We start from the raw sequence: 25,303 nt of genomic DNA on the forward strand, positions 1-25,303 counted from the left end.
TCACCGGAAAATCCCTAAGATTCTCAGACAGCAGATAACGGACTACCCTTCCTGCTCCTCTTCATTGCCCGAAAGGATAGGCAGGCAAATCCTATACTTCACCGCCAGTATGCGGGTAACGAACACCGTCACACCGCCCACAATCTGACACACGAAAGACTCCATCCCCAGAAGATGGCACATCCAGTAGAAGGTTCCTCCCACCACACAAGCCATCGCATAAATCTCCTTCCGGAATATCAGCGGAATTTCGTTGATGAATACGTCACGTATCACACCTCCCGCAGCCCCAGTGATGCTGCCCATAATGATGGCCACCCAGAAGGGATAGCCCAGCGCGATGCTCTTGCCCACGCCGACCACCGTGAACAGTGCCAGGCCGATACTGTCGAATATGAAGAACGTATTGTGCAGATGGATGAGATGTTTACCGAAGAGGATGACCCACAACAAGGCCAGTCCGGTACAAATCAAGTAAATGGGATCCGTCATCCAGCCCGGGGTGACGTCCAGCAACAGGTCGCGTATCGTACCGCCACCAATGGCCGTCACAAAACCCACCACATACGCTCCAAACCAGTCGAACCGCTTGGCCGAGGCCAGGCGTATGCCACTGATGGCAAAGGCAAATGTGCCAATGAAATCGAGTATCTGAACAAATGTTGGCATTATCACTTTGAGAATTAAAAATTAAAAATTAAAAATTATAAATTAAACATTGAATAAGTGTGTATTTTCAACAGACACTCTGAAAATAATAGGCAAAGTAACAAATAATTTCCCTAAGAAAACGTATTTTTGTCGTATCATTTTTCACCAACTACGACAATGAGAATAACAATCGTATCGGGCGCACGCCCCAACTTCATGAAAATAGCCCCCATCTGCCGCGCCATCGACGCCGCCAGAGAGGCAGGAAAGAACATCTCCTACCGCATCGTCTACACCGGTCCGCAGGATGACACCAGCCTGGATGCCTCGCTCTTCTCCGACCTTTCCATGAGGAAACCGGATGCCTACCTCGGTGTCACCGGACACAACCACTCGCAGGTGGCAGCCTCCATCATGCTCGCCTTCGAGCGGGAGTTGGACGGGCATCCGGCACAAGTCGTACTGGTGGTAGATGACATGACCGCCACTATGAGCTGCTCCATCGTCGCCAAGAAGCGCGGACTGAAGGTGGCGCACGTCATAGCCGGCACACGCTCTTTCGACATGAACATGCCCCGCGAGGTGAACCGCACCATCGTGGACGCCATTTCCGACTATCTCTTCACCGCCGGCATGGTGGCCAACCGCAACCTCAACCAGGAGGGCATGATACCCGAATATATCCACTACGTGGGCAACATACTGATTGACACCATCCGTTTCAACCGCCACCGCCTGGTGCAGCCCATGTGGTTCTCCAGCCTCGGCCTGCGGAAAGGGAACTACCTGCTGCTCACCCTCAACCGCCGCGACCTGCTGGAGAAGAAAGCCGTACTGCACTCCCTGCTCCAGACCGTCATCGAGAAGGCCGGCGGCATGCCCATCGTCGCCCCACTACACCCCTACGTGCAAAAGGCGGTGAAGTCGCTGGAAGTGAATGCTCCCAACCTGCACATCCTGCCTCCGCAGAGTTACCTGCACTTCGGATTCCTCATCAACCAGGCACGGGGCATCGTCACCGACTCGGGAAACATCGCCGAAGAAGCTACCTTCCTCGACGTCCCCTGCATCACCCTCAATACCTATGCCGAGCATCCCGAAACCTGGCGCATCGGTACCAACGAGCTGGTAGGCGAAAATTCCTTCGCTCTCTCCGCCTCGCTCGACAAGCTGCTGCACGGAGAATGGAAGCACACCACCCTGCCCGACCGCTGGGACGGACGAACGGCGGAACGCATCGTACAGACACTACTGAACGGCAACAATTCATAATCCTCCATAAATTCTATCCCAAGCTTGCAAACGTCTATCCCAAACCTACGGACGCTTATCCCAAGCTTGGGTCTTTCTATCCCAAGGCTTGGGATAGAACTTTCTCCATACGTTGTGCAACTTTATCCTTTATATCCGGCAACTTTTCTATAAGGATTCTGTACGTTTTTTATCTGTATCCGGCAAACAAGACATACGACTTTCACGTTCATTTAACCATATCTCCCGTTTCTTTAGTCTATATTTGCTTCTTGATTAACCTTAATTTGTTAACTTTGCGCCCGAATTATCTGTAACTTATGAAGCAAAGATATACAATTTACGCCCTTTTCCTGCTGTCACTGTTCGTCTCCATCAGCGCATCCGCCCAGATAAAGGGTGTCATCACAGACTCCCTCACGAACGAACCGCTGATGTATATCACCGTACAGTATGAAGGGAAAGGTGTAGGCGGCATCTCCAACGCAAACGGTGAATACCAGGTGGAAACCCGCAAAGGCTGGGATGAGCTGACGTTCTCCGCCGTAGGCTATATCACCAAGAAAGTAAAACTGAAACCCGGCACCCGGGTGCTGAACGTCAAACTGCAATCGGATGACATCATGCTCTCCGAGGTCGTGGTGAAGCCCAAAAAGGAGAAATATTCCCGCAAGAACAACCCCGCCGTGGAGTTCATGAAGAAGGTCATCGAGAACAAGAAGGCACTGAAACTGGAAGAGAACGACTACTACCAGTACCAGAAGTACGAAAAGATGAAGATGTCGCTCAACGACGTCACCCCTGACAAAATGGAGAAAGGCATCTACAAGAAATTCTCCTTCTTCAAAGACCAGGTGGAGGTATCACCCAAGACCAACAAAATGATTCTACCCATCTCCATCAAGGAGACGGCCAGCAAGACCATTTTCCGTAAAAACCCCAAGAGCGAAAAGACCATCATCGAAGGTATGAACTCCACCGGTATCGAAGAGTTCTTCAACACCGGAGACATGCTGGGGACCATCCTTACGGACGTATTCTCCGACATCAACATCTACGACGACGACATCCGGCTGCTGCAACGCCGCTTCGTCAGCCCCATCGGTCGCGGAGCCATCAGCTTCTACAAGTACTATCTGATGGACACACTCATGGTGGACAAGCAGGAGTGCGTGCATCTGACTTTCGTTCCGCAGAACCCGCAGGACTTCGGTTTCACGGGGCACCTCTACGTGGTGAAGGACTCCACCTATGCCGTGAAGAAATGTACCATGAACCTACCCAAGAAGACGGGTGTCAACTTCGTGGAAAACCTCGACATCGTGCAGCAGTTCGAACAACTGCCCGACGGAAACTGGGTGCTGACCGACGACGACATGACCGTGGAACTGCACTTTGTGAAAGGCATCCAAGGCCTGGAAGTACAGCGGACCACCAAGTACAGCGACTATCAGTTCACAGAGATAGAACCCCGCCTCTTCCGCCTGAAAGGAAATGTCATCAAGGAGGCGAACATGCTTGCCAAGAGCGACGAGTATTGGGCGAAAGTGCGCCAAGTGCCTCTCACCAAGAAGGAGAGCACGATGGACGTATTCATGAACCGTATCGAACAGATTCCCGGCTTCAAGTACGTCATCTTCGGAGCGAAAGCCTTGATTGAGAACTTCGTGGAAACGGGCAGCAAGAAACATCCCAGTAAGTTCGACTTCGGTCCTATCAATACAATGATAACCAGCAACTACGTCAACGGCACCCGTTTCCGTCTGAGCGGTATGACAACCGGTAACCTCGACCCGCATTGGAGCCTGAGCGGTTACGGCGCCTACGGAACCAAGGACAAGAAATGGTTCTACTCCGGGCAGGTGGCCTACTCCTTCAACAAACGCGAATACGTATTGTGGGAGTTCCCGAAGCACTACATCGCCTTCAAGTACACCTACGACGTGATGTCTCCCATGGACAAGTACCTCGCCACGGACAAGGACAACTTATTTGTCGGCTGGAAATGGACCACGGTAGACCAGATGTCCTACATGCGCGATGCCACGCTGACCTACGAGCTGGAAACCAATACCGGCTTCTCCGTACAGGCCATGGCACGCCACCGCAACGACCAGCCTGCGGGGCAACTGCAATACTGGAAGAACAACGGAGAAACACCCGGACAGTGGGATGAAAAGAATACGCTGGTGCACGACATCACCACTACCGAGCTGGGTGTGACCCTGCGTTACGCTCCCGGCGAAACCTTCGTCAACACCAAACAGCGCCGCGTGCCCGTATCGTTGGATGCGCCCACCTTCACCCTCTCCCACACCGCCGGATTCAAGGGCGTGCTGGGTGGAGAGTACAACTTCAACCTGACGGAAGCCAGCATCCGGAAGCGCTTCTGGCTCGGCTCGTGGGGCAAGCTGGACGTAACGGCACGTGCCGGTGCGCAATGGAACACCGTTCCCTTCCCCCTGCTGAACCTACCGATGGCAAACCTCTCGTACATCACGCAGAACAACGAGTCCTTCAACCTCATCAACAACATGGAGTTCCTGAACGACCGTTACGCCTCCCTCAACCTAAGCTACGACATGAACGGAAAACTCTTCAACCGCATCCCGCTCATCAAGAAGCTGAAGTGGCGCGAGATGTTCCGCATCCGTGGTCTGTGGGGCACGCTGACGGACAAGAACAACCCATACAAGAGCAACAATCCCGACTTGTTCCTCTTCCCCATGCGCGACGGTGTACCCACCAGCCACGTCATGGGCAAGACTCCCTATGTGGAAGCCAGTGTAGGTATCTACAATATCTTCAAGCTGCTCCACATAGAATATGTACGCCGACTGACCTATACGGATATACCGGGAGTGAAGAAGGGCGGTATACGCTTCATGATATTAATGATTTTTTAAGAGTTACATACTATGCAACCATTAGCAGAACGGCTTAGACCAAGAACATTAGATGAATATATCGGTCAGAAACATTTAGTGGGACCGGGTGCAGTGCTGCGTAAGATGATTGATGCAGGACGTATCTCTTCGTTTATCTTATGGGGCCCTCCGGGAGTGGGAAAGACAACCCTGGCACAGATTATCGCCAACAAGCTGGAAACCCCTTTCTATACACTTAGTGCCGTGACCAGCGGTGTGAAGGATGTACGCGACGTGATAGAGCGTGCCAAGAGCAACCGCTTCTTCTCGCAAGCCAGTCCCATCCTCTTCATCGACGAGATACACCGTTTCAGCAAGTCGCAGCAAGACTCGCTGTTGGGAGCCGTGGAGCAAGGCACCGTGACGCTGATAGGCGCCACCACGGAGAACCCTTCGTTCGAGGTCATCCGCCCGCTACTATCCCGCTGCCAGCTCTATACCCTGAAGTCACTGGAGAAGGACGACCTGCTGGAACTGCTGCAACGCGCCATCACCACGGACACCGTGCTGAAGGAACGGAAAATAGAACTGAAAGAAACCACTGCCATGCTCCGCTTCAGCGGAGGAGACGCCCGCAAGCTGCTCAACATCCTCGAACTGGTGATAGATTCCGAAGCCACCGATCCTGTCCTCATCACGGATGACATGGTGACCGAACGCCTTCAACAGAACCCTCTTGCTTACGACAAGGACGGCGAGATGCACTACGACATCATCTCCGCTTTCATCAAATCCATTCGCGGCAGCGACCCGGATGGCGCCATCTACTGGCTGGCACGCATGGTAGAAGGCGGTGAAGACCCTGCCTTCATAGCCCGCCGCCTCGTCATCTCTGCCTCCGAAGACATCGGACTGGCCAACCCCAACGCGCTGCTGCTTGCCAACGCCTGCTTCGACACGCTGATGAAAGTGGGATGGCCCGAAGGACGTATCCCCCTGGCAGAAGCCACCATATACCTCGCCACCAGTCCTAAGAGCAATTCAGCCTATATGGCCATCAACAATGCCCTGGAACTGGTACGCGAAACGGGCAACCTCCCCGTCCCCCTGCACCTACGCAATGCGCCCACCAAGCTGATGAAGCAGTTGGGCTACGGCGAGAAGTATAAGTACGCCCACGACTACCCCGGCAACTTCGTCAAGCAGCAATTCCTGCCCGACGAACTGAAAGACCGCCGCATCTGGGAACCACAACTCAACCCTGCCGAGCAAAAGCATAAGGAACGGATGCAGCAACTCTGGGGAGAGGAAAAGAAATGGTAAACTATCAATTCAAATTAAAAATTGAAAATTAGAGATTAAAAGTCGGATACAGAAAATCCCCACAACAAATAACTCATAACTCATAACTCCATGAATATAGTAGTATTAGACGGCTATGCCGCCAACCCCGGCGACCTCTGCTGGGACGAATTGCAAGCCTTGGGCGAGTGCACCATCTACGACCGCACCGCCCCTGCGGAAGTATTGGAACGCGCTGCTGGTGCAGAAATCCTGCTGACCAACAAAACTGTACTCACCGCTGAACACATGGCGGCACTGCCCGAACTGAAGTATATCGGTGTGCTGGCCACCGGATATAACATCGTAGACACCACTGCCGCCAAAGAACGCGGAATCATCGTCACCAATATTCCCGCCTACAGCACCGACTCCGTAGCCCAAATGGTCTTTGCCCACATCCTAAACATCACCCAGCAAGTGCAACACCACTCCGAAGAGGTGCACCGGGGCCGCTGGACAGCAAGCAAGGACTTCTGTTTCTGGGACACGCCGCTCATCGAACTGCGCGAAAAGAAGCTCGGAATCGTAGGCCTGGGCCACACCGGTTTCACCACCGCCCGCATCGCCATCGGCTTCGGTATGAAGGTATGTGCCTACACCTCCAAGACCAACTTCCAGCTTCCTCCCGAAATCCGCAAGATGGAGCTGGACGAGCTGTTCCGCGAATGTGACATCATCAGCCTGCACTGTCCCCTCACCGACTCCACCCGCGAGATGGTAAATGCAGAACGGCTCCGACTGATGAAGCCCACCGCCATCCTCATCAATACCGGACGCGGCCCGCTCATCAACGAACAAGACCTTGCCGACGCACTTAACAACGGTACCATCTATGCCGCCGGCGTAGACGTACTCTCGCAAGAACCTCCCCGTGCCGACAATCCGTTGCTCTCTGCCCGCAACTGCTACATCACTCCGCACATTGCCTGGGCAAGCACCGCCGCGCGCGAACGCCTCATGCAGATTATGCTCGAAAACATCAAGGCCTACCAAGACGGCAAGCCGGTGAACGTAGTGAATAAATAAGCAAACAACATGGGAAAGTCTGCCGTAAAAGGTCTGTTCTACATCTGTCTGATAGCAGCGACATTCGTCTTGGCCACCATCACCATAGTGGCAGCCTTCTCAGGAAATGTAGCTCCGGTCGATTCCGTCATCATGCCATTACTGGGGCTGGCAGTGCCCGTACTCCTGATTGTCAATCTGATAACGGCACTCTGCTGGGCATTGGCCCGTAAGCGCTGGGCACTGGTTCCGCTGGTGGCATTCTTCTGCAACTGGGGATATCTGACGTCTGTCTTCCAGCTCCACCTGCCGAAAGACAAGACCCCGGCAGGCAAGTATCTGAAGATAGCCACCTACAACATACACAACTTTGGAGGTGAGATTACCGGTTATTCCTGCAAGGAGATAGCCCGGTACATGCAGCAGGAGGGCGTGGATGTGCTGTGCTTCCAGGAGTTCGGAGACAACAGTGACTTCCCCACAGACAGCATACGGCGCGTACTCTCGCATTGGTCACACGCGCTCATCCCTTCTGAAGACTCCGTCAAGGGCGTACTGCCTATCGCCGTATTCAGCCGCTATCCATTGGCGAACCACCGTTTCATCACTTACCAGCACAGCTCCAACTGTAGCATGATGTGCGATGTAGTGATGGGTACGGATACCATACGTCTGATAAACAACCACCTGCAGACCACCAGCGTTAGCCAGAAGCGCAGGAAGTGGGAACGCGAGCTGGCCACCGACGACACCCGCCGCGAAGTCCAGGCAGCCAAAGATGCCGCAGGCACCCTGCACGAAAACTTCATGAAGCGGGCCACGCAGACTTACGTCATCAGCCACTACGCTAAGACCAGCCCCTATCCCGTGCTGCTATGCGGCGACTTCAACTCAATACCTTCCTCCTACACCTACCATCATTTGAGGAAAACCCTCAAAGACGGATTCCGCACTGCCGGAAACGGATACATGTACACCTACCGCTATGCCAAACGCATGTTGCGTATTGACTACATCTTCCACTCCCCCAGCCTGAAGGGTATTGCATACTACTCTCCGGACCTGGATTTGTGCAGCGACCACAATCCAGTGATTATGGAGGTTGAAATACAATAAAGTAAAGAAAGCCAAAAACAATAAGGGCTGTCCCGGAAATCCCGGAACAGCCCTTGCCTTATCATATTCTGCCATTCAGCGGAGGTTATCTGCACCCGATTAGTTGAACACGTAACGGATACCGACTTGCAACTTCCAGCATTCGCTGTAGTTCTGATAGGTGTCGTAAGTCTTGGTAGGATATTCACCGTTCACCTTATACATGGAGAATACCGGAGTCAGGTCAGTGGCGCTCTTCACCCCTTCATACTTCAGGATTCGGTTGCTGTTGGAAACGGTATTGGTCTTGGAGATACCCCATTTGGAGTTGATGAGGTTACCCACGTTCATGATGTCGAAACTCAACTGGAAGCAATGCTTGGTCTTGCCAATCTTGAATTCGAAATCCTCCAGCAGACGGAAGTCAAAGCGGTGCACCCACGGAGCGCGGGCAGCATAAGCCTCGGCATACTGTCCTTTGTGATTCTTCAAGTACGAATCCTGCTCTACGAATTTCCAGAAGGCAACGCGGTCTTCCTCTGTCTTGAAGTTGATTTCACTATCGTCCTTCGGAATGTACATCAAGTCGTTGTTGATACCGTCGCCGTTCATGTCGTTGGTGTAGCAGAAGCTATAACCGCCGGAAGAATAGCCGGAATAGAACAGATTCAAGTGTGTGCCACGAAGCAGGCCTTTGTGTCTGAAGGGGATGTAGTAGCCCACAGAAGCAATCACCTTATCGGGAACCACATACTGTGACCGTTGTGCATCCACATAATTGGAACCATCAATCGTGTTCAATCCCTGCCAAGTGGAGATAGGGTCGCTGCCCGGAAGACCGGAAACTTCTTTGGACTCCGTGTGCGTATAGGCCAGCATCAGCATCAAGTCATCCACCGGCTGGGCATTCACCGTGATGTTTGCCGTATAGCCGTAGCCTTTGGATGTATTGTCGAGTACCACGGCATTCTTGCCATTGTAATGCACGAAGTCGCCTGCATATTTCACATTCTTGTCGGGGTTGTCATAAAGAGAATAAGAGTACACCATGCGGTTATCCGCACCATTGAAACGTTGCATACCCGTATGCAGCAGTTCCGTAGTTGTCACGTCTTTTCCATCAGCGCCCTTGACGGTGGTCAGCTTATTGTACTTCCATTCGTCGGGGTTCTTGATATTGATGTTGTTGATGGTAACGGCATTCACATTCTTCGTGAACATGAACTCTCCCGTCACGGTCAAGGGGAAAGATACGGGTACCTGATAGTCCACCGCGATAGACGACTTCCACACCTGCGGCATCTTGAAGTCCTGAGCCACACCGGAAATCTTGCTTCCCGCCACGTGTTTCTCAATCGTGGTGGGGAGGTTGAACTTGTCGATTATCTGGTTCATGTCCGTAATCATGCCGCCTGCCAACTGGTCCAGACGGGAATCATGGCCCACCACCTTTCCATTGTCATATTGGGTCTTAAAGGTAACGGAGTTCTGTACCATAGAAGCATTGGTCGGCATATTGGTGAAGAAAACCAACGGCAGACGTCCGGTAAACACACCCGTACCTCCACGTACTTTCAGCGACTTGTCCTTGAACACGTCCCAAACGAAACCTATACGGGGAGAAATCTGCCATCTGGAATCCGGCCACTTGCCAGTGTCGATGTGCTGCCCGTCGAAGTCAAGCTCATAGATGGCATCGTTTCTCTGGAGGTCGTCGTTGTCGAACATCAAGTTGTCGAAACGGATACCGTAGGTCAGTTTCAGACTGTTGCCGAGGTTCCATTCATCCTGGGCATAGAAACCAAGCTGGTTGAAGGTAACCTGAGCATTGGGGTTGGCCACACCGTTGAAGCCATAAGTCAAAGCGAATGATTCGGGAGCTGCGCCACTCAGGAAATCTTCCAGACTGTTATAGCGGTAATATCCCGTACCGTTACGCATATAGGCGTTGTTGGCAAACTGGTGCTCGTAGCTAAGACCTGCCGTCAGCTTGTGGTTACCGGTGAAGAAGGTGAAGTTATCGGTAATGTTCGTAATCTTGTTCTTCACACCGTTGTTGTAGGTGAACAACTCGTAACCGGCGCTCATATACGGTTCCAGAATCTGGTTTCCGTTCTCGTCCTTGCCTGCCATGATGTCGATAAAAGGGAAAGGAGAAGAGTTGGTGCCGCGCATGTCCTCTATATTGGTGTAGGTGAACAGCAGCTGATTGGAAATCTTATCGGTGAAGCGGCTGTTCAAATCTGCCGCCCAAGACTGCACCTTGTTGTCCATGGAATACATGCTGTTGGCAAACGCCATAGACTGTGTACCTACGCGGTAAGTATTGTTCAGGCGATATCCCGTATCGGAAGAGTTGCCGTTCGGGGCATTCCAAGCCGTATTCTTCGTATTGTTGTAGCGGAGGCTCAAGCGATGGCGGTCCGTGATGTTCCAGTCGATGCGGGCCAGCAGCTTGGTGTTCTCCTCGTCGGCAGGGAAATTGGTGTAGGAGCCTGCATCATAGCCGTATTTGTCCTTCAGATGGTTGTACACCTTCTCCATGTCCGACTTCAGTGTACGGGACACCATACCTTTCGCATCTTCACCGTCCTCGCGCGCGCGATACTTTATAACCTCTCCCGGAGTCTTCTCTTTTTCGTAGTTCACGAAGAAGAACAGTTTGTTCTTGATGATAGGACCGCCCAGCGTGAAGCCGTAGGTAGTCTTGGACTCGTCGGAACGTGCTCCCAGGTCCTCGCCGTTGATGCGGTTACCGCGCATGTCCTGGTTGCGGTAATAGGTATAGGCAGTACCTCTGAACGTGTTCGTACCACTCTTGGTAATGGCGTTGATGCCGCCGCCTATGAAGTTCGTCTGGCGCACGTCGAAGGGAGCCACCACTACCTGCACCTCTTCGATGGCATCCATGGAGATAGGGTTGCCGCCGCCGGGAAGGTTGGAGCTAAGTCCGAAGTTATTGTTGAAGTTGGCACCGTCGATAGTGAAGTTCGTGGAACGTCCGTCACCGCCGGCAAAACTCATGCCGTTAGCATAGGGAGAAAGGCGGGCAATGTCACTGATGCTGCGGTTCACGGTGGGAAGCTGCGTCATCTGTGCAGACGAGATATTGGTAGTGGCACCCGTCTTTTCAGCGGTGAACTTGGTCTTGGCAGCCGTCACAATCACTTCGTTCAGCAACTCGGAAGATTCACTCATCTCTACGTTCAGGTTGTATACCTCACCCAGCTGAAGGGTGATGTCCTTATAAATAACCGTCTGATAGCCGATGTAGGAAATCTCCACCCGGTAGGGACCACCGGTGCGCATACCCTGGATGGAATAGCGTCCGTCAACGTTGGTCACGGTTCCGTAGCGCGAACCGGAAGGCTGGTGAACAGCCTGGACAGTGGCGCCGATAATGGGCTCATTACTTGCATCCGTCACCTTACCTGCCATAGAGGCAGTGGTGACCTGCGCATCTACACCCACGGTGGCCAGTAACAGCAGCACCGTCAGTATAATTCTTACTCTCTTTAACATAATGTCTTTTAAATTAGTTTCTTAAAACGTTATATTTCTTAAAACATTGGCAAAGATACGCAAAATTATATATAAAGTTGTTACAACACGATTACATTTTTTAAGCATTTATTCAATACAAGGCAGTATCACTGTGAAACGGCTCCCACGGCCTTCCTCGGACTGGAGTTCGATGCGTCCTCCCATCTTTTCGACGATGAGCACACAGATGGACAAGCCCAACCCGACGCCTTGGGAAAACTCGCTACGCTTGTAGAAACGCTCGAAAATCATCTTCTGCTCGCTGTGCGGAATGCCTATGCCGGTGTCTTCCACATAAAGATGTACCTCGCTCATGCCGGACGGACAGCAATACCCCAGCCGGATGCTGCCTCCTTTCGTAAACTTGTTGGCATTGTTCAGGAAGTTGGTGAGTACCTGTGTCAGTCGCATGGGGTCTACATTCACCTGCACATCTTCGGGAGGGAAATCCTTGAGGAACTGCAACGGCGGCCGGATAAGCAGGCTATGCGTCTGATAGACGTCATCGAGCAACCGGCACACGCTCTCCCGCTGAAAGGTGAACGAGAGGTTACCCGACTCGATGCGCGACAGTTCCAGCACATCGCCCACCAGCTTCAGCAGCAGTTTGGTATTGGTGTTGATAATGTCCACAAACTCCTGCCGCTCTTCGTTTGAAAACTCCGGCTCATTGGCCAGCATGTCCGAGAAGCCGACAATGGCATTGAGCGGAGTGCGGATCTCGTGGCTCATGTTGTTGAGGAACGACTGTTTCAGTTCGGCCTGCTCCGCCAGCTCGCGGGATTCTATCAGCTCCTGCTCGTGGTCTTTCAGTTCCTGGATATTCTGCAGCAATCCGGCTATGATGGGTGCGTGTCCGGGGGTGTGGATGGTATTGTAGCTGAACTCCCACCACTGGAACTCACCGGTGAAGTTACAGCGATACTGCCCCTTGTGGTGCGTGCGTTCATGCCTTGCCGCTATGTTCTTGCGGAAGGCGGGTAAGTCGTCGGGATGGATGTAGGGAGTGATTTCATCGAGCAGAAGACGGCCGGGGCGATGATGAATAAGCTCGCAAAACTGCGAGTCGCAGGACACGGAATCTCCCTCCAGTCGCCAGGCGTAGGTAGAATTTCCTTCGATGGCCAGGCAGAGGGTCTCATGCTCGTAGAGGAGGTTTCGCAATGCCTCACGCTTGCGCCTGCGTTCGCGCAGCAGGCTGAAGGAGAGCAAGACTATCACCGTCAGCACGAAGACTGCGCCCAAGATGGAACCGATAAGTATAGGATAGCGGTAGCGCTCCGAAAAAGGGATATACATCACAGTGTACTCTGCCGGAATGCTCTCGAGCGGGATGCCATACTTCTGCAGCACATGCCAGTTCAGCACGTACTGCTTGGCGCATTCCGTCACCTGCTGCCGGGGCATCCGCCCTTCGAGGCGTTCCTTGATACCGGTCGCCATGTATCTTATCTGGCTTTCCAGTGGAGTGAAATATCCTCCCAGCAAGTAGTCGGCAAAGCCGAAGCCCTCGTTGATGGTCTGAAACGTGGGATTGTCGAAGAGCATGCCCACACGCTTGGTGGTATAGTCTCGCTTGGTGTAGAGCAGCAACGTATTGTCGCCGCGTCCCAGCCACATCAGATGGCGTATCGCTATGGAGTCGCTCGTCATGCGCACAATCTTCGTGGTGTCCAGCAACACGTCTATGTTCTGCCGTTTCAGTATAGGGCTGATAGTCTCCCTCTCGCGCACACGGTGATAGGAGGAACCGGCAAAGTAAGCACCCTCGGTAGAGGTCACGATGGCGAACCCCTGCCCACGACACTGCTCATTCAACGCATGCCATATCTTGCGGTCCAGAAACACTTGTCCGTTCATCAGGCAGATGCGCGACTTTCCCATGATACTCTCTATCATGCGTATGGTACGCAAGTAATCGGGCGTGTCGGCATAGCCCGTGATGTTGGGGTATTGCAGGAGCAGAGATATGTTGGGATAGTTCACACCGCTGAACACAACGGGTATTTCATGCGCCAACGGGTGTCTGCATGCCATCAGCGCATAGGCAGCCTGGTCATCGAGCACGGCTATCAACTCGGCTCCCCAGGCAGAGAGGTCGTCCACGAAACCGGCCATACGGAGGTTTTCTGCCTCCTCCATGTAGCGGTCGCAGTCCAGATAGTATTCGCGTACATCGCAGTCCAAGCCGAGAAGGCTGAACTCTTTTTGCAACAGTTCCAGAGCCTTCGCAGCAGGCGGATAGCCCGGCTCGAAAGAGTGTATCAGCGCAATACGCCGTGTCTCCGCATGGGCAGGGTGTGCACACACGAGGCAGAGAGAAAGAATCAATATGTATCCGGCAACTGCCTTTATGTGCTTCATATCCGGAAGGTCCTTTTCGACTTGTATCAGCAAAGATACGAATGTTTTTTAAGAATAATGGACTATTTCTTCTGTTTCTGTAACAAAGAATACGTTTTCTTAAATCATTGACACATCCCAACTTATCTTTCAGAGGATTTACCGAATATCCCTAAAGAACCGATTCTTCGTCCAGTATTCCAAAGTGGAGATCTATTTGTTCTTAACCTTCGGCAACACCGCATTCAGTACCATATATCCCAACATACCGGCAACAATCGTTCCCAGCAATACACCAAACTTCGCCTGGTTCAGCAGATCCGGATATTCTCCTGCAAAAGAAAGGTTGGCAATAAATAAAGATACCGTAAAGCCAATACCCCCCAACAAGGATACTCCGGCAACACTTCTCCAATTCATTCCCGGAGGCATTGAGGACAAACCACTCTTGACCGCCAGCCAGGTAAACAGAAAAATACCGATAAACTTGCCAAGAAGCAATCCTGCAGCCACCGCTATACTAACAGCTCCAACAACGCCACCGCCTCCACTGAACACCACACCGGCATTGGCAAAGGCAAAGAGCGGCAGTATCACAAAGTTTACCGCACCATGCAAATTGTCTTCCAGGGATTGCAAAGGACTAATTACATGATCAGAAGCGCGCTCCACTTGTTTTAGAGTGGCAATCTGCTCATTGGTCAATATAATATTATCTGATTTGGTAACCGGAAAATCACCGATAATGTCGCGGATGCGTTTAATGTATTTCCCGGCATCCAAACGGGGACGGGCCGGTATTACAAAGGCCAGTATCACTCCGGAAATAGTGCTGTGAATGCCCGACTGAAGGAACAAATACCAAATAATTACCCCGATAAGCAGGAAGAATATCTTCTGTGTCATACCGAATTTCCCCATATAGTAAAGGAAGAAATAAAGGACAGCAGCTACAATAAGATATCCGTATGCCACTTCGGAACTATAGAAAATGGCAATAACCAGAATGCCGCCAATATCATCGACCACTGCAAATGCCGTCAGGAAAATTTTCAGACTCAAAGGCACCCGTTTACCCAGCAGACTGAGTACACCCAATGAAAAAGCAATATCCGTAGCCATCGGTATAGCCATACCGCGCGTTTCCGGAGTACCCTGAACGACCAAAAGTGAATAGACAATGACCGGCACCAACATACCGCCACATGCCGCTACAAAGGGTAAAGAAGCCTTACGAAAGGAAGAAAGTTCACCCACCAGCAGTTCCCGCTTTATCTCCAACCCCACAGCCAGAAAGAAAACAGTCATCAAGCAGTCGTTTATAAACTCAATCATTTTCAACGGATGACCGCCATGGGAGAACAAATTAAAGTCTCCGATGCGCAGATGCAGTTCCTGCAAAAGAAAGCCCTGATACAACGGAGCCATCGGCGAATTAGCAATAACGGCCGCCAAAATAGCCATCAAAAACAGCAAGATGCTCGCCGCTATATTCAGCGACGAGAAGTTTTTCACAGTACGTAAAATAATCATAAAGAAGTATATTTGATTTAAGATTTCATCCTTTCGACATCAATCCAGCTTCAAGACTGCCAGGAACGCTTTCTGAGGTACCTCCACATTACCAATCTGTTTCATACGCTTCTTACCTCTCTTCTGTTTCTCAAGCAATTTTCGTTTACGGCTCACGTCACCGCCATAACATTTGGCCGTTACGTCCTTACGCACAGCCTTAATCGTTTCCCGGGAAATAATCTTGGCACCGATAGCAGCCTGAATGGCGATATCGAACTGCTGTCTCGGAATCAGGTCTTTCAACTTCTCGCACATCCGGCGTCCCAATTCGTAGGCATTGTCAAAGTGTGTCAAGGTAGAAAGAGCATCCACCGGCTCACCGTTCAGCAAAATATCCAGCTTCACCAGTTTGGAAGGACGAAAACCGTTGGGATGATAGTCAAAAGAGGCATATCCCTTAGAGATACTCTTCAATTTATCATAGAAATCGATAACTATTTCGCCAAGAGGCATGTCATAGTATATTTCTACACGGTTACCTGAAATATATTCCTGCTTCACCAGCTCGCCACGCTTGCCCAGACAAAGAGTCATGATAGGGCCAATGTAATCAGTAGTGGTAATCACCGAGGCACGGATATAGGGCTCCTCAATACGGTCTATCATGGTAGGGTCGGGCATGCTGCCGGGGTTATGCACTTCGGTCATATTTCCCTGCTTGTCATAGATATTGTAGGAAACGTTGGGCACGGTGGTGATAACGTTCATGTCAAATTCGCGGTCAAGGCGTTCCTGCACAATCTCCATATGGAGCAGCCCAAGGAAACCGCAACGGAAACCAAAGCCCAAAGCCAATGAAGACTCAGGCTGGAAAGTCAGCGAAGCATCATTCAACTGCAACTTCTCCAAAGAAGAACGCAAGTCCTCGAAATCTTCTGCCTCGATGGGGTACACACCGGCAAAAACCATCGGCTTCACCTCCTCAAAACCGGCGATGGCCTCTTCGCAAGGACGGGCAATATGCGTAATCGTATCACCTACTTTCACTTCCTTAGAGGTTTTGATACCCGAGATGATATAGCCCACATCCCCCGTACGCAACTCCGGACGTGGCATCATTTCCATTTTGAGCACTCCGATTTCATCCGCATCATATTCCTTGCCTGTATTGAAGAATTTCACTTTATCCCCTTTACGAATCACACCGTTCACTATCTTGAAATATGCAATGATACCACGGAAAGAATTGAAGACAGAATCGAAAATCAACGCCTGCAACGGAGCTTCCTCGTCACCCTCCGGATGAGGGATACGCTCAATGACCGCAGCCAGAATCTCTTCCACTCCCATGCCTGTTTTGCCGGAAGCACGGATAATCTCATCACGCTTGCAGCCCAACAGTTCAACGATTTCGTCCTCCACTTCCTCGGGCATGGCGCTTGCCATGTCACATTTGTTGATGACGGGGATAATCTCCAAATCATGCTCAATCGCCATATAGAGGTTTGAAATGGTCTGCGCCTGCACTCCTTGCGAAGCATCTACAATAAGCAAGGCTCCTTCACAAGCGGCGATGGAACGTGACACCTCGTACGAGAAGTCCACGTGTCCCGGAGTGTCTATCAAGTTCAGAATATACTTTTCACCTTTATAGGTATACTCCATTTGTATGGCATGGCTCTTGATGGTGATACCTCTTTCCTTCTCAAGGTCCATGTCATCCAGCATCTGTCCGTTAGTTACTTGTATAGTATTGGTAAATTCCAGCAGACGGTCTGCCAAGGTTGATTTACCGTGGTCGATATGGGCAATAATGCAAAAATTTCGTATATTCTTCATTGTCAATAACTATCTATTAATTGGGTGCGCAAAGATAATGAAAACAGAGCAAATAAAAAAAATGCGTTGATAACATATTCATGTACCAACGCATCTTTTTATAACATTCCAATCAATTCCTCGCTTAGTTCAGCTTTACAAACAATTCGCCTTCCACTTCAGAAGTAGAGACCTTGTCTTCTCTTAACAACCAGCCCAATCCCAGGAAGAAGTCCTTGTCGATCAGTTTAGTTGCTTTCTTGATTTGCTTGTGAGTCAAGCCATCTGTGCCATTCAGTGCAGTCCAAATCTGTCCTGCAACATTACCAGCTTTTTCTTTTAACATTTCTATTTGCTTTTAGTTAAACGTTATCCTCATCTCCAAAGATAGAGATGTCGGTGTTTTTATATCGCTGCAAAGATAGGTATATTTATGTTATACAACACGTTATTAGGCACTTTTTTTCTTACTAAGGGGTAAAAAAGTTCTTTTTTCTTACTTTGAGGACGTTTTTTCCAGGTATTCGGTCCAAATTTGGGCAGCTACCTCTACCATCTTGGCACACGGGCGTTTAGCATAATACTGCTCGGTACGGGCTTCCGGAACGGACGAACCTTCCGGTTTTCTCAATCCCAACAGTTCAGCACATATCAAAGAGCCGTTCCGTTTCTTGAACTCAGCAGCCAGCTCCTGCACCAACGCATAGTTTGCCGCCTTACCTTCACGGTCCTTGCCTTCCACAGCTCCTTTTTCCAATCCGGCCAATAGGAACATGCCGCATGCAGCACCGCATGTCTGCCTCATACGACCTATGCCACCACCAAAAGAGGCGGACATCCGGAAAGCCTGCTCTTCTGTAAAGCCATACATATCTGCAAAAGCTCCCACTACCGACTGCGAGCAGTTATAGCCACTCTTGAAAAGCTCCACAGCTTTTTCTATTCTGTCTTTTGTTTCCATCATCATTATTCTGTAATTTCCAACAACATCGGACAATGGTCCGAATGAACAACGTCACCCAATATTCTCGCCTCCTTCAACATCGGGCGCACCGGTTCACTCACCATGCAATAATCAATGCGCCATCCTTTGTTCTTGGCACGTGAATTAAAGCGATAGCTCCACCACGTATATTCCTGCTTGTCGGGATGAAGCCAACGGAAGGAATCTATGAATCCCGCATTGAGAAAGCGCGTCATCCACTCCCGCTCTTCAGGCAGGAAGCCACTGTTAGTGGCATTCCTGATAGGGTCGTGAATGTCTATTGCCTCATGGCAGATATTATAATCGCCGCAAAGAATGAGTTTAGGACGCGTACGTTCCAGCTCCAATACATATTCCTGGAATTTCTCCAACCAGACCATCTTAAAGGCCTGGCGTTCATCACCGCTGGTACCGGAAGGATGATAAACACTCACAACGGACACATCGCCGAAGTCGGCACGGATAAAGCGCCCTTCGTTATCGTATTCTTCAATGCCCATGCCGTACTCCACATGGTCCGGTTCTTGCTTGCTCAAAATAGCGACTCCGCTATACCCCTTCTTCTGTGCAGAATATAGGTAATGCTTATACCCCAAAGCATCCAGCGCCTCTGCCGGATACTGTTCCGGTTGCAGCTTTGTTTCCTGCAAACAAAGCACATCCGGCTGCTCTTGTGCCAGCCACTCGGGAAAACCTTTTGTCACGGCAGCCCTCAGCCCATTTACGTTATATGTAATAATCTTCATACTACTTATTTGATTTCTTAAAAATGAATTATTCAAGATGTCAACTCGGATACCAGCAGCATGATATTCAGCACAGTGACCACCGCAGCAATGGCATAAAGTACAAATGTACTCCATTTGCTGTTTACATACTGCCCCATCACTTTGCGCGAAGAAGTCAGTCCTACTTGCAGGAAAACCGTGAACGGCAGCTGGATGCTCAGTATCATCTGTGAAATCAGCAGTCCTTTGAACGGGTCTCCGATAAAGAAAATCAGCAGCAGTGCAATGCCCAGCGACAGAATCACACCCACCTGCGAGTGACTGTCTTTGATATGATAGGATTCTCCGAAAATACCGGCAAAGATAGAACCTGCCGCCATACCGCTGGTTATCGTGGAAGATATACCCGCCATCAGTAATGCCAATGCAAAAACCACGGCAGCACTGCTCCCCAGCAACGGCTCCAGCAAGGATTTGGCCTGCTGCAACTCTTCCACCTGAATACCGCTTTTAAAGAAAGTTGCCGCAGCCAGCAGTATCATGGCACTGTTGATGGCCCATCCCACAATCATAGAGAACAGCGTGTCGAACAATTCATATTTCAACACCTTACGGATGGATGCATCATCTTTCTTATTATATTCATGGCTCTGTATCACTTCCGAGTGCAGAAACAGATTATGCGGCATCACCACCGCACCGAGCACACTCATGATAATCAGCATGCTCCCATGCGGGAACGAAGGTGTCACCCACCCTTGTGCGGCCAGCGGCCAATCTATCTTCACCAGAAACAGCTCATAGATAAAGGAGAGCCCGATGACCGAAACAAAAGCAATGATGGAACGTTCTATCTTCTTGTAGGAATTAGTGAAAAGCATGACGACTACAAATACGGTAGTCAAGACAGAGCCCCATATGATGGGAATGTCAAACAGCATCTGCAAAGCGATGGCACCTCCCAATATCTCTGCCAGCGAAGTCGAGATGGAAGCCAGCACTGCTGTACCCAATATGGGACGCGACACCCAGGAAGGAGTATATTTGGTAGCGGCTTCGGACAAGCACAAGCCGGTTACAATGCCAAGATGCGCCACATTATGCTGCAATACAATCAGCATGATAGTGGATAAAGTCACGACCCACAGCAATGAATAGCCAAATTCAGACCCTGCCGCAAAATTAGATGCCCAGTTCCCCGGGTCAATAAAGCCCACAGTCACCAGCAGTCCGGGACCTATATATTTAAAAACGTCCAGACCGCCCAGATAGCGTTTGTGGTCTCTCCGTTTCAAGTCTTTAAAAATATTCTTCATTGTGTCTGTTCAATTAAGAGCGTAAAAATACTCAAATAATAACAAATACCTCCATGTTAGGTTCAAAAAAAGCCCCTGGCATCTTTCAATGTCAGGGGCTCTCATCCATTCTTTCAGGCAGGAGGCTCAATACCCCATCTCGTGCAATGCCTTGCACAATTGGTCGGGGCAGGAAGTGGAACGTCTTCCGCAGCGAATTCCTTCCAAACGGGCAATCACCGCATCTACCGGCATGCCTTTCACCAAACGTGAAAGTCCTTGCAGGTTTCCATTACATCCACCCCAAAATGCCACTTCTTTCACAATACCATCTTCCACATTCAGTTCGATGTTACTGCTACACGTACCTTGCGTCTTGTATGTATATGTCATTATTCTCCGCCTTCTTCCGGTTTCATGTTAGTATAAACCGTCTGTACATCATCAAACTCTTCGAGACGCTCTATCATCTTGTCGATGGTTTCGCGTTGCTCGGGAGTCACATCCTTCATATCGTTCGGAATATAGGTAAACTCTCCACCGACATCTTCAAAACCGCACTCTTCCAAATGTTTCTGGATAGCTGCATAGCTTTTCGGGTCACCATAAATAGTGATAGTACCTTCTTCTTCATCCTCTTCGTAGTCTTCCTCTACATCATAGTCTATCAAGTCAAGAATGAGTTCTTCCATATCGATACCGTCTTTCTTCTTGAAAGTGAACACACACTTGTGGTCAAACAAGAAAGCCAGTGAACCCATTGTTCCCAAGTTACCGCCGAACTTGTTGAACACGGAACGCACATCGGCTACTGTACGGGTAGTGTTATCGGTCAGTGTATCCACAAAAACAGCTACACCGTGAGGACCGTATCCTTCATAAGTCATACCCTTATAGTCGCTCTGGTCCTTACCCATCGCATTCTTGATAGCACGTTCAATATTATCCTTCGGCATGTTTTCACGCTTACAAGTAGCGATAACCGAACGCAGTGTCGGGTTGTTTTCCGGCTCCGGACCACCGGCCTTCACCGCAATAGCAATTTGTTTACCCAGTCTTGTAAAGGTCTTTGCCATGTGACCCCATCTTTTCAATTTGGCAGCTTTTCTATATTCAAACGCTCTTCCCATTGGAACTGTATTTTAAATTATGAATTATAAATTCTAAATAATGAATCAACGCAGCTTGGCATTCAACTTGTCCTCCAGGTTCTTCACCAGTTTGGACATAATCTTGTCAATCTGCTTATCGTTCAACGTGGCATTCTCATCCTGCAGCAAGAAGCTCACCGCGTAACTCTTCTTACCAGCTTCCAGATTCTTACCCTCATAAACGTCGAAGAGAGAGACCTCCTTCAGCAGCTTTTTCTCCGTCTCGTAGGCAATCTTCTCAATTTCCGCAAATTGCACTTTCTTGTCGAGCAGCAGTGCCAAGTCGCGTTTCACGGCAGGGAACTTGGAGATTTCCGTATAGCTCACCTTCACATTGCGGATGGCCTTCAGCAATTCTTTCCAGTTGAAATCGGCATAGTAAACCTCGTTGTCAATATCGAATGCCTTCAGCAGCTTCTTTGTTACAATACCGAAAGTAGCCAACCGCTTTCCACCCCTTGTCTGTACGGATAAACCGGCAGCATAGATGTCATCAGTCAGATTGCCGACAACCAAATCATGCATGTGCAGCCCCAATCTGGCAAAGACATTCTCAACGTATGCCTTCAGCTCATATACCGAGCTGTTCTCATCCGGATGAGCCCATGAGTTTACAACCCTCTTGCCAGTCACCCACAAACCAAGATGATAGTCTTCGGAATAAGCGGCAAGCACCTTTTCCGGATTCTTCTTTTCTTCGTTGAAGTGATAACAATTACCGAATTCAAAGAATTTCAGGTCTGCATTCTTACGGTTGGCGTTGTGCGAGATGCTTTCCAATCCACCGAAAAGCAGTGTCTGACGCATGGCATTCAAGTCTGCACTCAACGGATTCAGCAACATTACCAGATTCTTCGACGGATAAGACTCCAAGTTGTCATAGTAAGCGGCACGCGTCAACGAGTTGTTCAGAATCTCATTGAAACCACAGCCCACCAGCTGCTCGGCAACCAGGTTTTGCAGTTTGTTGGATTTATCATATTCACCCTTGGTAGTCAGACAAGACTTCAAGGTAGTCGGAATCTCCACATTATTATATCCGTAGATACGCAGAATATCCTCTATCACATCGCAATCGCGCTGCACGTCCACACGGTAAGGAGGAACATCCAGCGTAAGCCCTTCGGCTGTCTCGTCTACAATCTTCATTTCCAGACTTGTCACGATGCTCTTGATGGTATCGACCGGAATAACTTTGCCAATCAGTGAGTTCACTTTCTCATAGGCAAGTTCCACACGGAAATCCTTGGCAGGAGCGGCGCACACATCTTTTATTTCAGAAGAAATGGTACCTCCGGCAAGTTCCTTTACCATCAAAGCAGCCAGCTTCAGGCAGTAAATAGTGGCATTCGGGTCAATACCTCTTTCAAAACGGAAAGAAGCATCTGTGTTCAATCCATGACGACGGGCTGTCTTGCGCACCCATGTCGGATGGAAGTAGGCACTTTCAAGGAACACATCCTTGGTGGTTTCCGTAGAACCGGAATCCAGACCGCCGAACACACCGGCAATACACATCGCCTCTTCCTTGTTGCAAATCATCAGGTCGCGTTCGTTCAATTTACGCTCCACGCCATCAAGAGTTACAAACGGAGTACCTTCCGGCATGGTCTTTACAATCACCTCACCGCCTTTAATCTTATCCGCATCGAAGCAGTGCAGCGGCTGGCCGAAAGCATGAACGATATAGTTGGTAATATCCACCACATTATTGATAGGACGCAGGCCGATAATACGCAACTTGTTCTGCAACCATTCGGGGCTTTCTTTCACTGTAACCCCTTTCACCGTAACGCCGGCATATCGGGGACATGCCTCGCTGTTCTCTACAGTTACTTTAATATCCAAGTCGTGATTTTCTACCGCAAAAGCGTCTACCGAAGGTTTCTTTAAAGTAGCCGGCTTACCGTTCTGTATCAAGTAGGCATACAAGTCGCGTGCCACCCCATAATGTGAGCAAGCATCGGCACGGTTGGGAGTGATGTCCACTTCCAGCACGTAATCGCTCTTGATGTTATAGTAGTCCTTGGCAAGCGTACCCGGAACAGCTGTCTCCGGCAGTACGATGATGCCTGCGTGGTCCGTACCGATACCGATTTCATCCTCAGCACAAATCATGCCGACAGATTCCACGCCACGAAGTTTTGATTTCTTGATGGTAAAGCATTCGTCACCGTCATACAGTTTTGTACCCAACGTGGCTACTACCACTTTCTGTCCGGCAGCTACATTCGGAGCGCCGCATACAATCTGCACGGGTTCACCTTGTCCCAGGTTCACCGTAGTGACGTGCATATGGTCTGAGTTAGGATGAGCTTCGCATGTCAGCACTTCGCCGATGACCAGTCCTTCCAGTCCGCCTTTAATGGTTTGCACCTCTTCCACACTTCCCGTTTCCAGTCCGATGGAGGTCAGTGCCGCAGCAACTTCATCCGGTGTCAAATCGAAATCGACATACTCTTTCAACCAATTATAAGAGATATTCATATCATTATATTTTTATTGTTTCCAAAAGTGACCTGCAAAGGTAATAAGATTTTTTGGTTGGCAGGGAATTATAAATGAAGAAAATAACAAAAAGGCGATGAAGTGCTTTTCCTTCACCGCCTTTCTCCTAATATTCTATATAAATCTACAATTTATACATTCATTGCATTGGCGCCTAAAGCTCCCAATATGGCGGAAGCAACAGCTATCACTACCTTCAAAATCTTGTCCCAAACGTTCTTTTTCATAGTTTTAATCTTTCAAAATTAGTAAATACATCTTATCCTAACGGGTTCTCTCCCTGGTCACCGTCGGAACCGCCACCGGAATTACCACCATCACCGGCATCATCCTTACTGTCAGTCACCACTCCCGTCCATTTCTCAAACTCCACACCCTGGAGCAGGGCACGCGTAGTGCCGATGGCAGCCGGGCGCGTGTATTCCGGAGTAAACTGGCAGCGCAAAGCAGTCACCTGATTGGGATTCACGTCTTCAGATTTGGCCACTCCCTTACCTCGCGTACGGACCTTCATGGTGAATGTGCCCAGGCCATCCAGACGCACCGTACGGCTGTTCAGCAACTGGCTCCTCATTACCGTCATCAGGTTACGGATTACATTATGTACGTCACCCGAAGTCAGGGAAGACTTCTCGGCAATCACCTCAGCCAGCTGTTGTGCATCCACGGCTCTTCCCACTTTCTTCAAACTCAGATGCCAAAGTTTGGCACCCTCTTTTGTCGCCAGAGACGACTGTCTTGCATAATAAAATAAAGGCATAGTTTCTTTCTCCTTTTTACATTTTTAATTCAACATGGTTTTTAATCTCGTTTTGTTGATCAACAATGCAAAGGTGAGGATATATTTGCCTGTAAACAAAGAAAACAGCCTCGCTGAAGCTGTTTTCTGAGATAAGTTCATAAAGTATTGATTTACAAGCTGACAGATTAGGCAAGCCAACTTAATCAAGATATCCTACGATGATGATTGCCTGTACTGCCATATAGGTCAAAGATACTATGACATGGGGAATCTTCAGCTCATTCGCCATAATCTGATAAGATGTTTGCGATGCGGTAGTCCGATATTCTCATGAAGCATCAGGCGGTGAATATTTGGCACGCTTGCAGAAATTGAAGAAGCAGAAGACTAGAACGGAACAGACAACGGTATAGATGAAATCCGCATTGACAAACGTATTGGCAACCGACAGCGTTGTCAAGG

At 49.8% G+C, this 25,303-nt stretch carries 19 protein-coding genes and 1 pseudogene; 5 read left to right on the forward strand and 15 right to left on the reverse strand.

Annotated elements, in window-relative coordinates; all coding sequences use genetic code 11:
• Positions 1–42: 42 nt before the first annotated feature.
• Positions 43–669, reverse strand: coding sequence for a trimeric intracellular cation channel family protein (locus DWZ67_RS08295; RefSeq protein ID WP_005836440.1), 627 nt, complete (start codon positions 667–669; stop codon positions 43–45).
• Between the two features lie 159 nt (positions 670–828).
• On the opposite strand from DWZ67_RS08295, the gene DWZ67_RS08300 reads away from it, so the two are divergent.
• The 5 genes from DWZ67_RS08300 (at position 829) to DWZ67_RS08320 (ending at position 8,234) form a co-directional block, all read left to right on the forward strand.
• Complete coding sequence (locus DWZ67_RS08300) at positions 829–1,923, forward strand: UDP-N-acetyl glucosamine 2-epimerase (protein WP_022401058.1); 1,095 nt, start codon at positions 829–831, stop codon at positions 1,921–1,923.
• Positions 1,924–2,222: 299 nt separating this feature from the next.
• Positions 2,223–4,808 carry a DUF5686 and carboxypeptidase-like regulatory domain-containing protein gene (locus DWZ67_RS08305; protein WP_057098090.1) on the forward strand — a complete coding sequence of 862 codons (2,586 nt, stop codon included), beginning with the start codon at positions 2,223–2,225 and terminating at the stop codon, positions 4,806–4,808.
• 12 nt (positions 4,809–4,820) lie between these two features.
• Positions 4,821–6,092, forward strand: coding sequence for a replication-associated recombination protein A (locus tag DWZ67_RS08310; RefSeq protein ID WP_005828284.1), 1,272 nt, complete (start codon positions 4,821–4,823; stop codon positions 6,090–6,092).
• Between the two features lie 90 nt (positions 6,093–6,182).
• Positions 6,183–7,139, forward strand: coding sequence for a D-2-hydroxyacid dehydrogenase (locus DWZ67_RS08315; RefSeq protein WP_005836435.1), 957 nt, complete (start codon positions 6,183–6,185; stop codon positions 7,137–7,139).
• 9 nt (positions 7,140–7,148) lie between these two features.
• The gene (locus DWZ67_RS08320) at positions 7,149–8,234 is read left to right on the forward strand and encodes an endonuclease/exonuclease/phosphatase family protein (protein WP_087332552.1); all 1,086 of its coding nucleotides are present in this window, start codon (positions 7,149–7,151) and stop codon (positions 8,232–8,234) included.
• Between the two features lie 99 nt (positions 8,235–8,333).
• On the opposite strand, the gene DWZ67_RS08325 is transcribed toward DWZ67_RS08320, so the two are convergent.
• The 14 genes and pseudogenes from DWZ67_RS08325 to DWZ67_RS08385 all read right to left on the reverse strand — a co-directional run.
• Positions 8,334–11,735 carry a TonB-dependent receptor gene (locus DWZ67_RS08325; protein ID WP_005836430.1) on the reverse strand — a complete coding sequence of 1,134 codons (3,402 nt, stop codon included), beginning with the start codon at positions 11,733–11,735 and terminating at the stop codon, positions 8,334–8,336.
• A 108-nt stretch (positions 11,736–11,843) separates the two neighbouring features.
• A complete protein-coding gene (locus DWZ67_RS08330) occupies positions 11,844–14,120 on the reverse strand; it encodes a PAS domain-containing sensor histidine kinase (RefSeq protein ID WP_120138687.1) in 2,277 nt (758 codons plus the stop codon).
• A gap of 192 nt (positions 14,121–14,312) precedes the next feature.
• Positions 14,313–15,632 carry a Na+/H+ antiporter NhaA gene (gene nhaA, locus DWZ67_RS08335; protein ID WP_005828276.1) on the reverse strand — a complete coding sequence of 440 codons (1,320 nt, stop codon included), beginning with the start codon at positions 15,630–15,632 and terminating at the stop codon, positions 14,313–14,315.
• A 39-nt stretch (positions 15,633–15,671) separates the two neighbouring features.
• Entirely contained in the window at positions 15,672–17,453 is a 1,782-nt protein-coding gene (gene lepA / locus DWZ67_RS08340) for a translation elongation factor 4 (RefSeq protein WP_005828274.1), read from the reverse strand.
• A gap of 124 nt (positions 17,454–17,577) precedes the next feature.
• Positions 17,578–17,778, reverse strand: coding sequence for a winged helix-turn-helix domain-containing protein (locus DWZ67_RS08345; protein WP_005828272.1), 201 nt, complete (start codon positions 17,776–17,778; stop codon positions 17,578–17,580).
• A 150-nt stretch (positions 17,779–17,928) separates the two neighbouring features.
• Positions 17,929–18,399, reverse strand: coding sequence for a C-GCAxxG-C-C family protein (locus DWZ67_RS08350; RefSeq protein WP_035457924.1), 471 nt, complete (start codon positions 18,397–18,399; stop codon positions 17,929–17,931).
• Positions 18,399–19,163, reverse strand: a complete 765-nt coding sequence (locus DWZ67_RS08355; RefSeq protein WP_005828268.1) for an exodeoxyribonuclease III — start codon at positions 19,161–19,163, stop codon at positions 18,399–18,401. Before DWZ67_RS08355 ends, DWZ67_RS08350 begins: the two co-directional genes overlap by 1 nt.
• Before the next feature lie 32 nt (positions 19,164–19,195).
• Positions 19,196–20,461, reverse strand: a complete 1,266-nt coding sequence (locus DWZ67_RS08360) for an Nramp family divalent metal transporter (protein WP_009036937.1) — start codon at positions 20,459–20,461, stop codon at positions 19,196–19,198.
• A gap of 126 nt (positions 20,462–20,587) precedes the next feature.
• The gene (locus DWZ67_RS08365) at positions 20,588–20,833 is read right to left on the reverse strand and encodes a TIGR03905 family TSCPD domain-containing protein (protein WP_005836420.1); all 246 of its coding nucleotides are present in this window, start codon (positions 20,831–20,833) and stop codon (positions 20,588–20,590) included.
• Entirely contained in the window at positions 20,833–21,570 is a 738-nt protein-coding gene (locus DWZ67_RS08370; protein ID WP_005828265.1) for a YebC/PmpR family DNA-binding transcriptional regulator, read from the reverse strand. Before DWZ67_RS08370 ends, DWZ67_RS08365 begins: the two co-directional genes overlap by 1 nt.
• Positions 21,571–21,615: 45 nt before the next feature.
• Positions 21,616–24,078, reverse strand: a complete 2,463-nt coding sequence (pheT, locus tag DWZ67_RS08375; protein WP_120138569.1) for a phenylalanine--tRNA ligase subunit beta — start codon at positions 24,076–24,078, stop codon at positions 21,616–21,618.
• Between the two features lie 152 nt (positions 24,079–24,230).
• On the reverse strand, positions 24,231–24,326 hold the full coding sequence (locus DWZ67_RS20075) for a smalltalk protein (RefSeq protein WP_005828262.1): 96 nt from the start codon (positions 24,324–24,326) through the stop codon (positions 24,231–24,233).
• A 32-nt stretch (positions 24,327–24,358) separates the two neighbouring features.
• Complete coding sequence (locus DWZ67_RS08380; protein WP_120138571.1) at positions 24,359–24,859, reverse strand: HU family DNA-binding protein; 501 nt, start codon at positions 24,857–24,859, stop codon at positions 24,359–24,361.
• Between the two features lie 187 nt (positions 24,860–25,046).
• Positions 25,047–25,277 (reverse strand): annotated as a pseudogene (locus DWZ67_RS08385) (hypothetical protein); the annotation flags it as partial.
• Between the last annotated feature and the right edge of the window lie 26 nt (positions 25,278–25,303).

The sequence above is a fragment of the Bacteroides sp. AF34-31BH genome (assembly GCF_003602795.1).
GTDB lineage: Bacteria > Bacteroidota > Bacteroidia > Bacteroidales > Bacteroidaceae > Bacteroides > Bacteroides uniformis.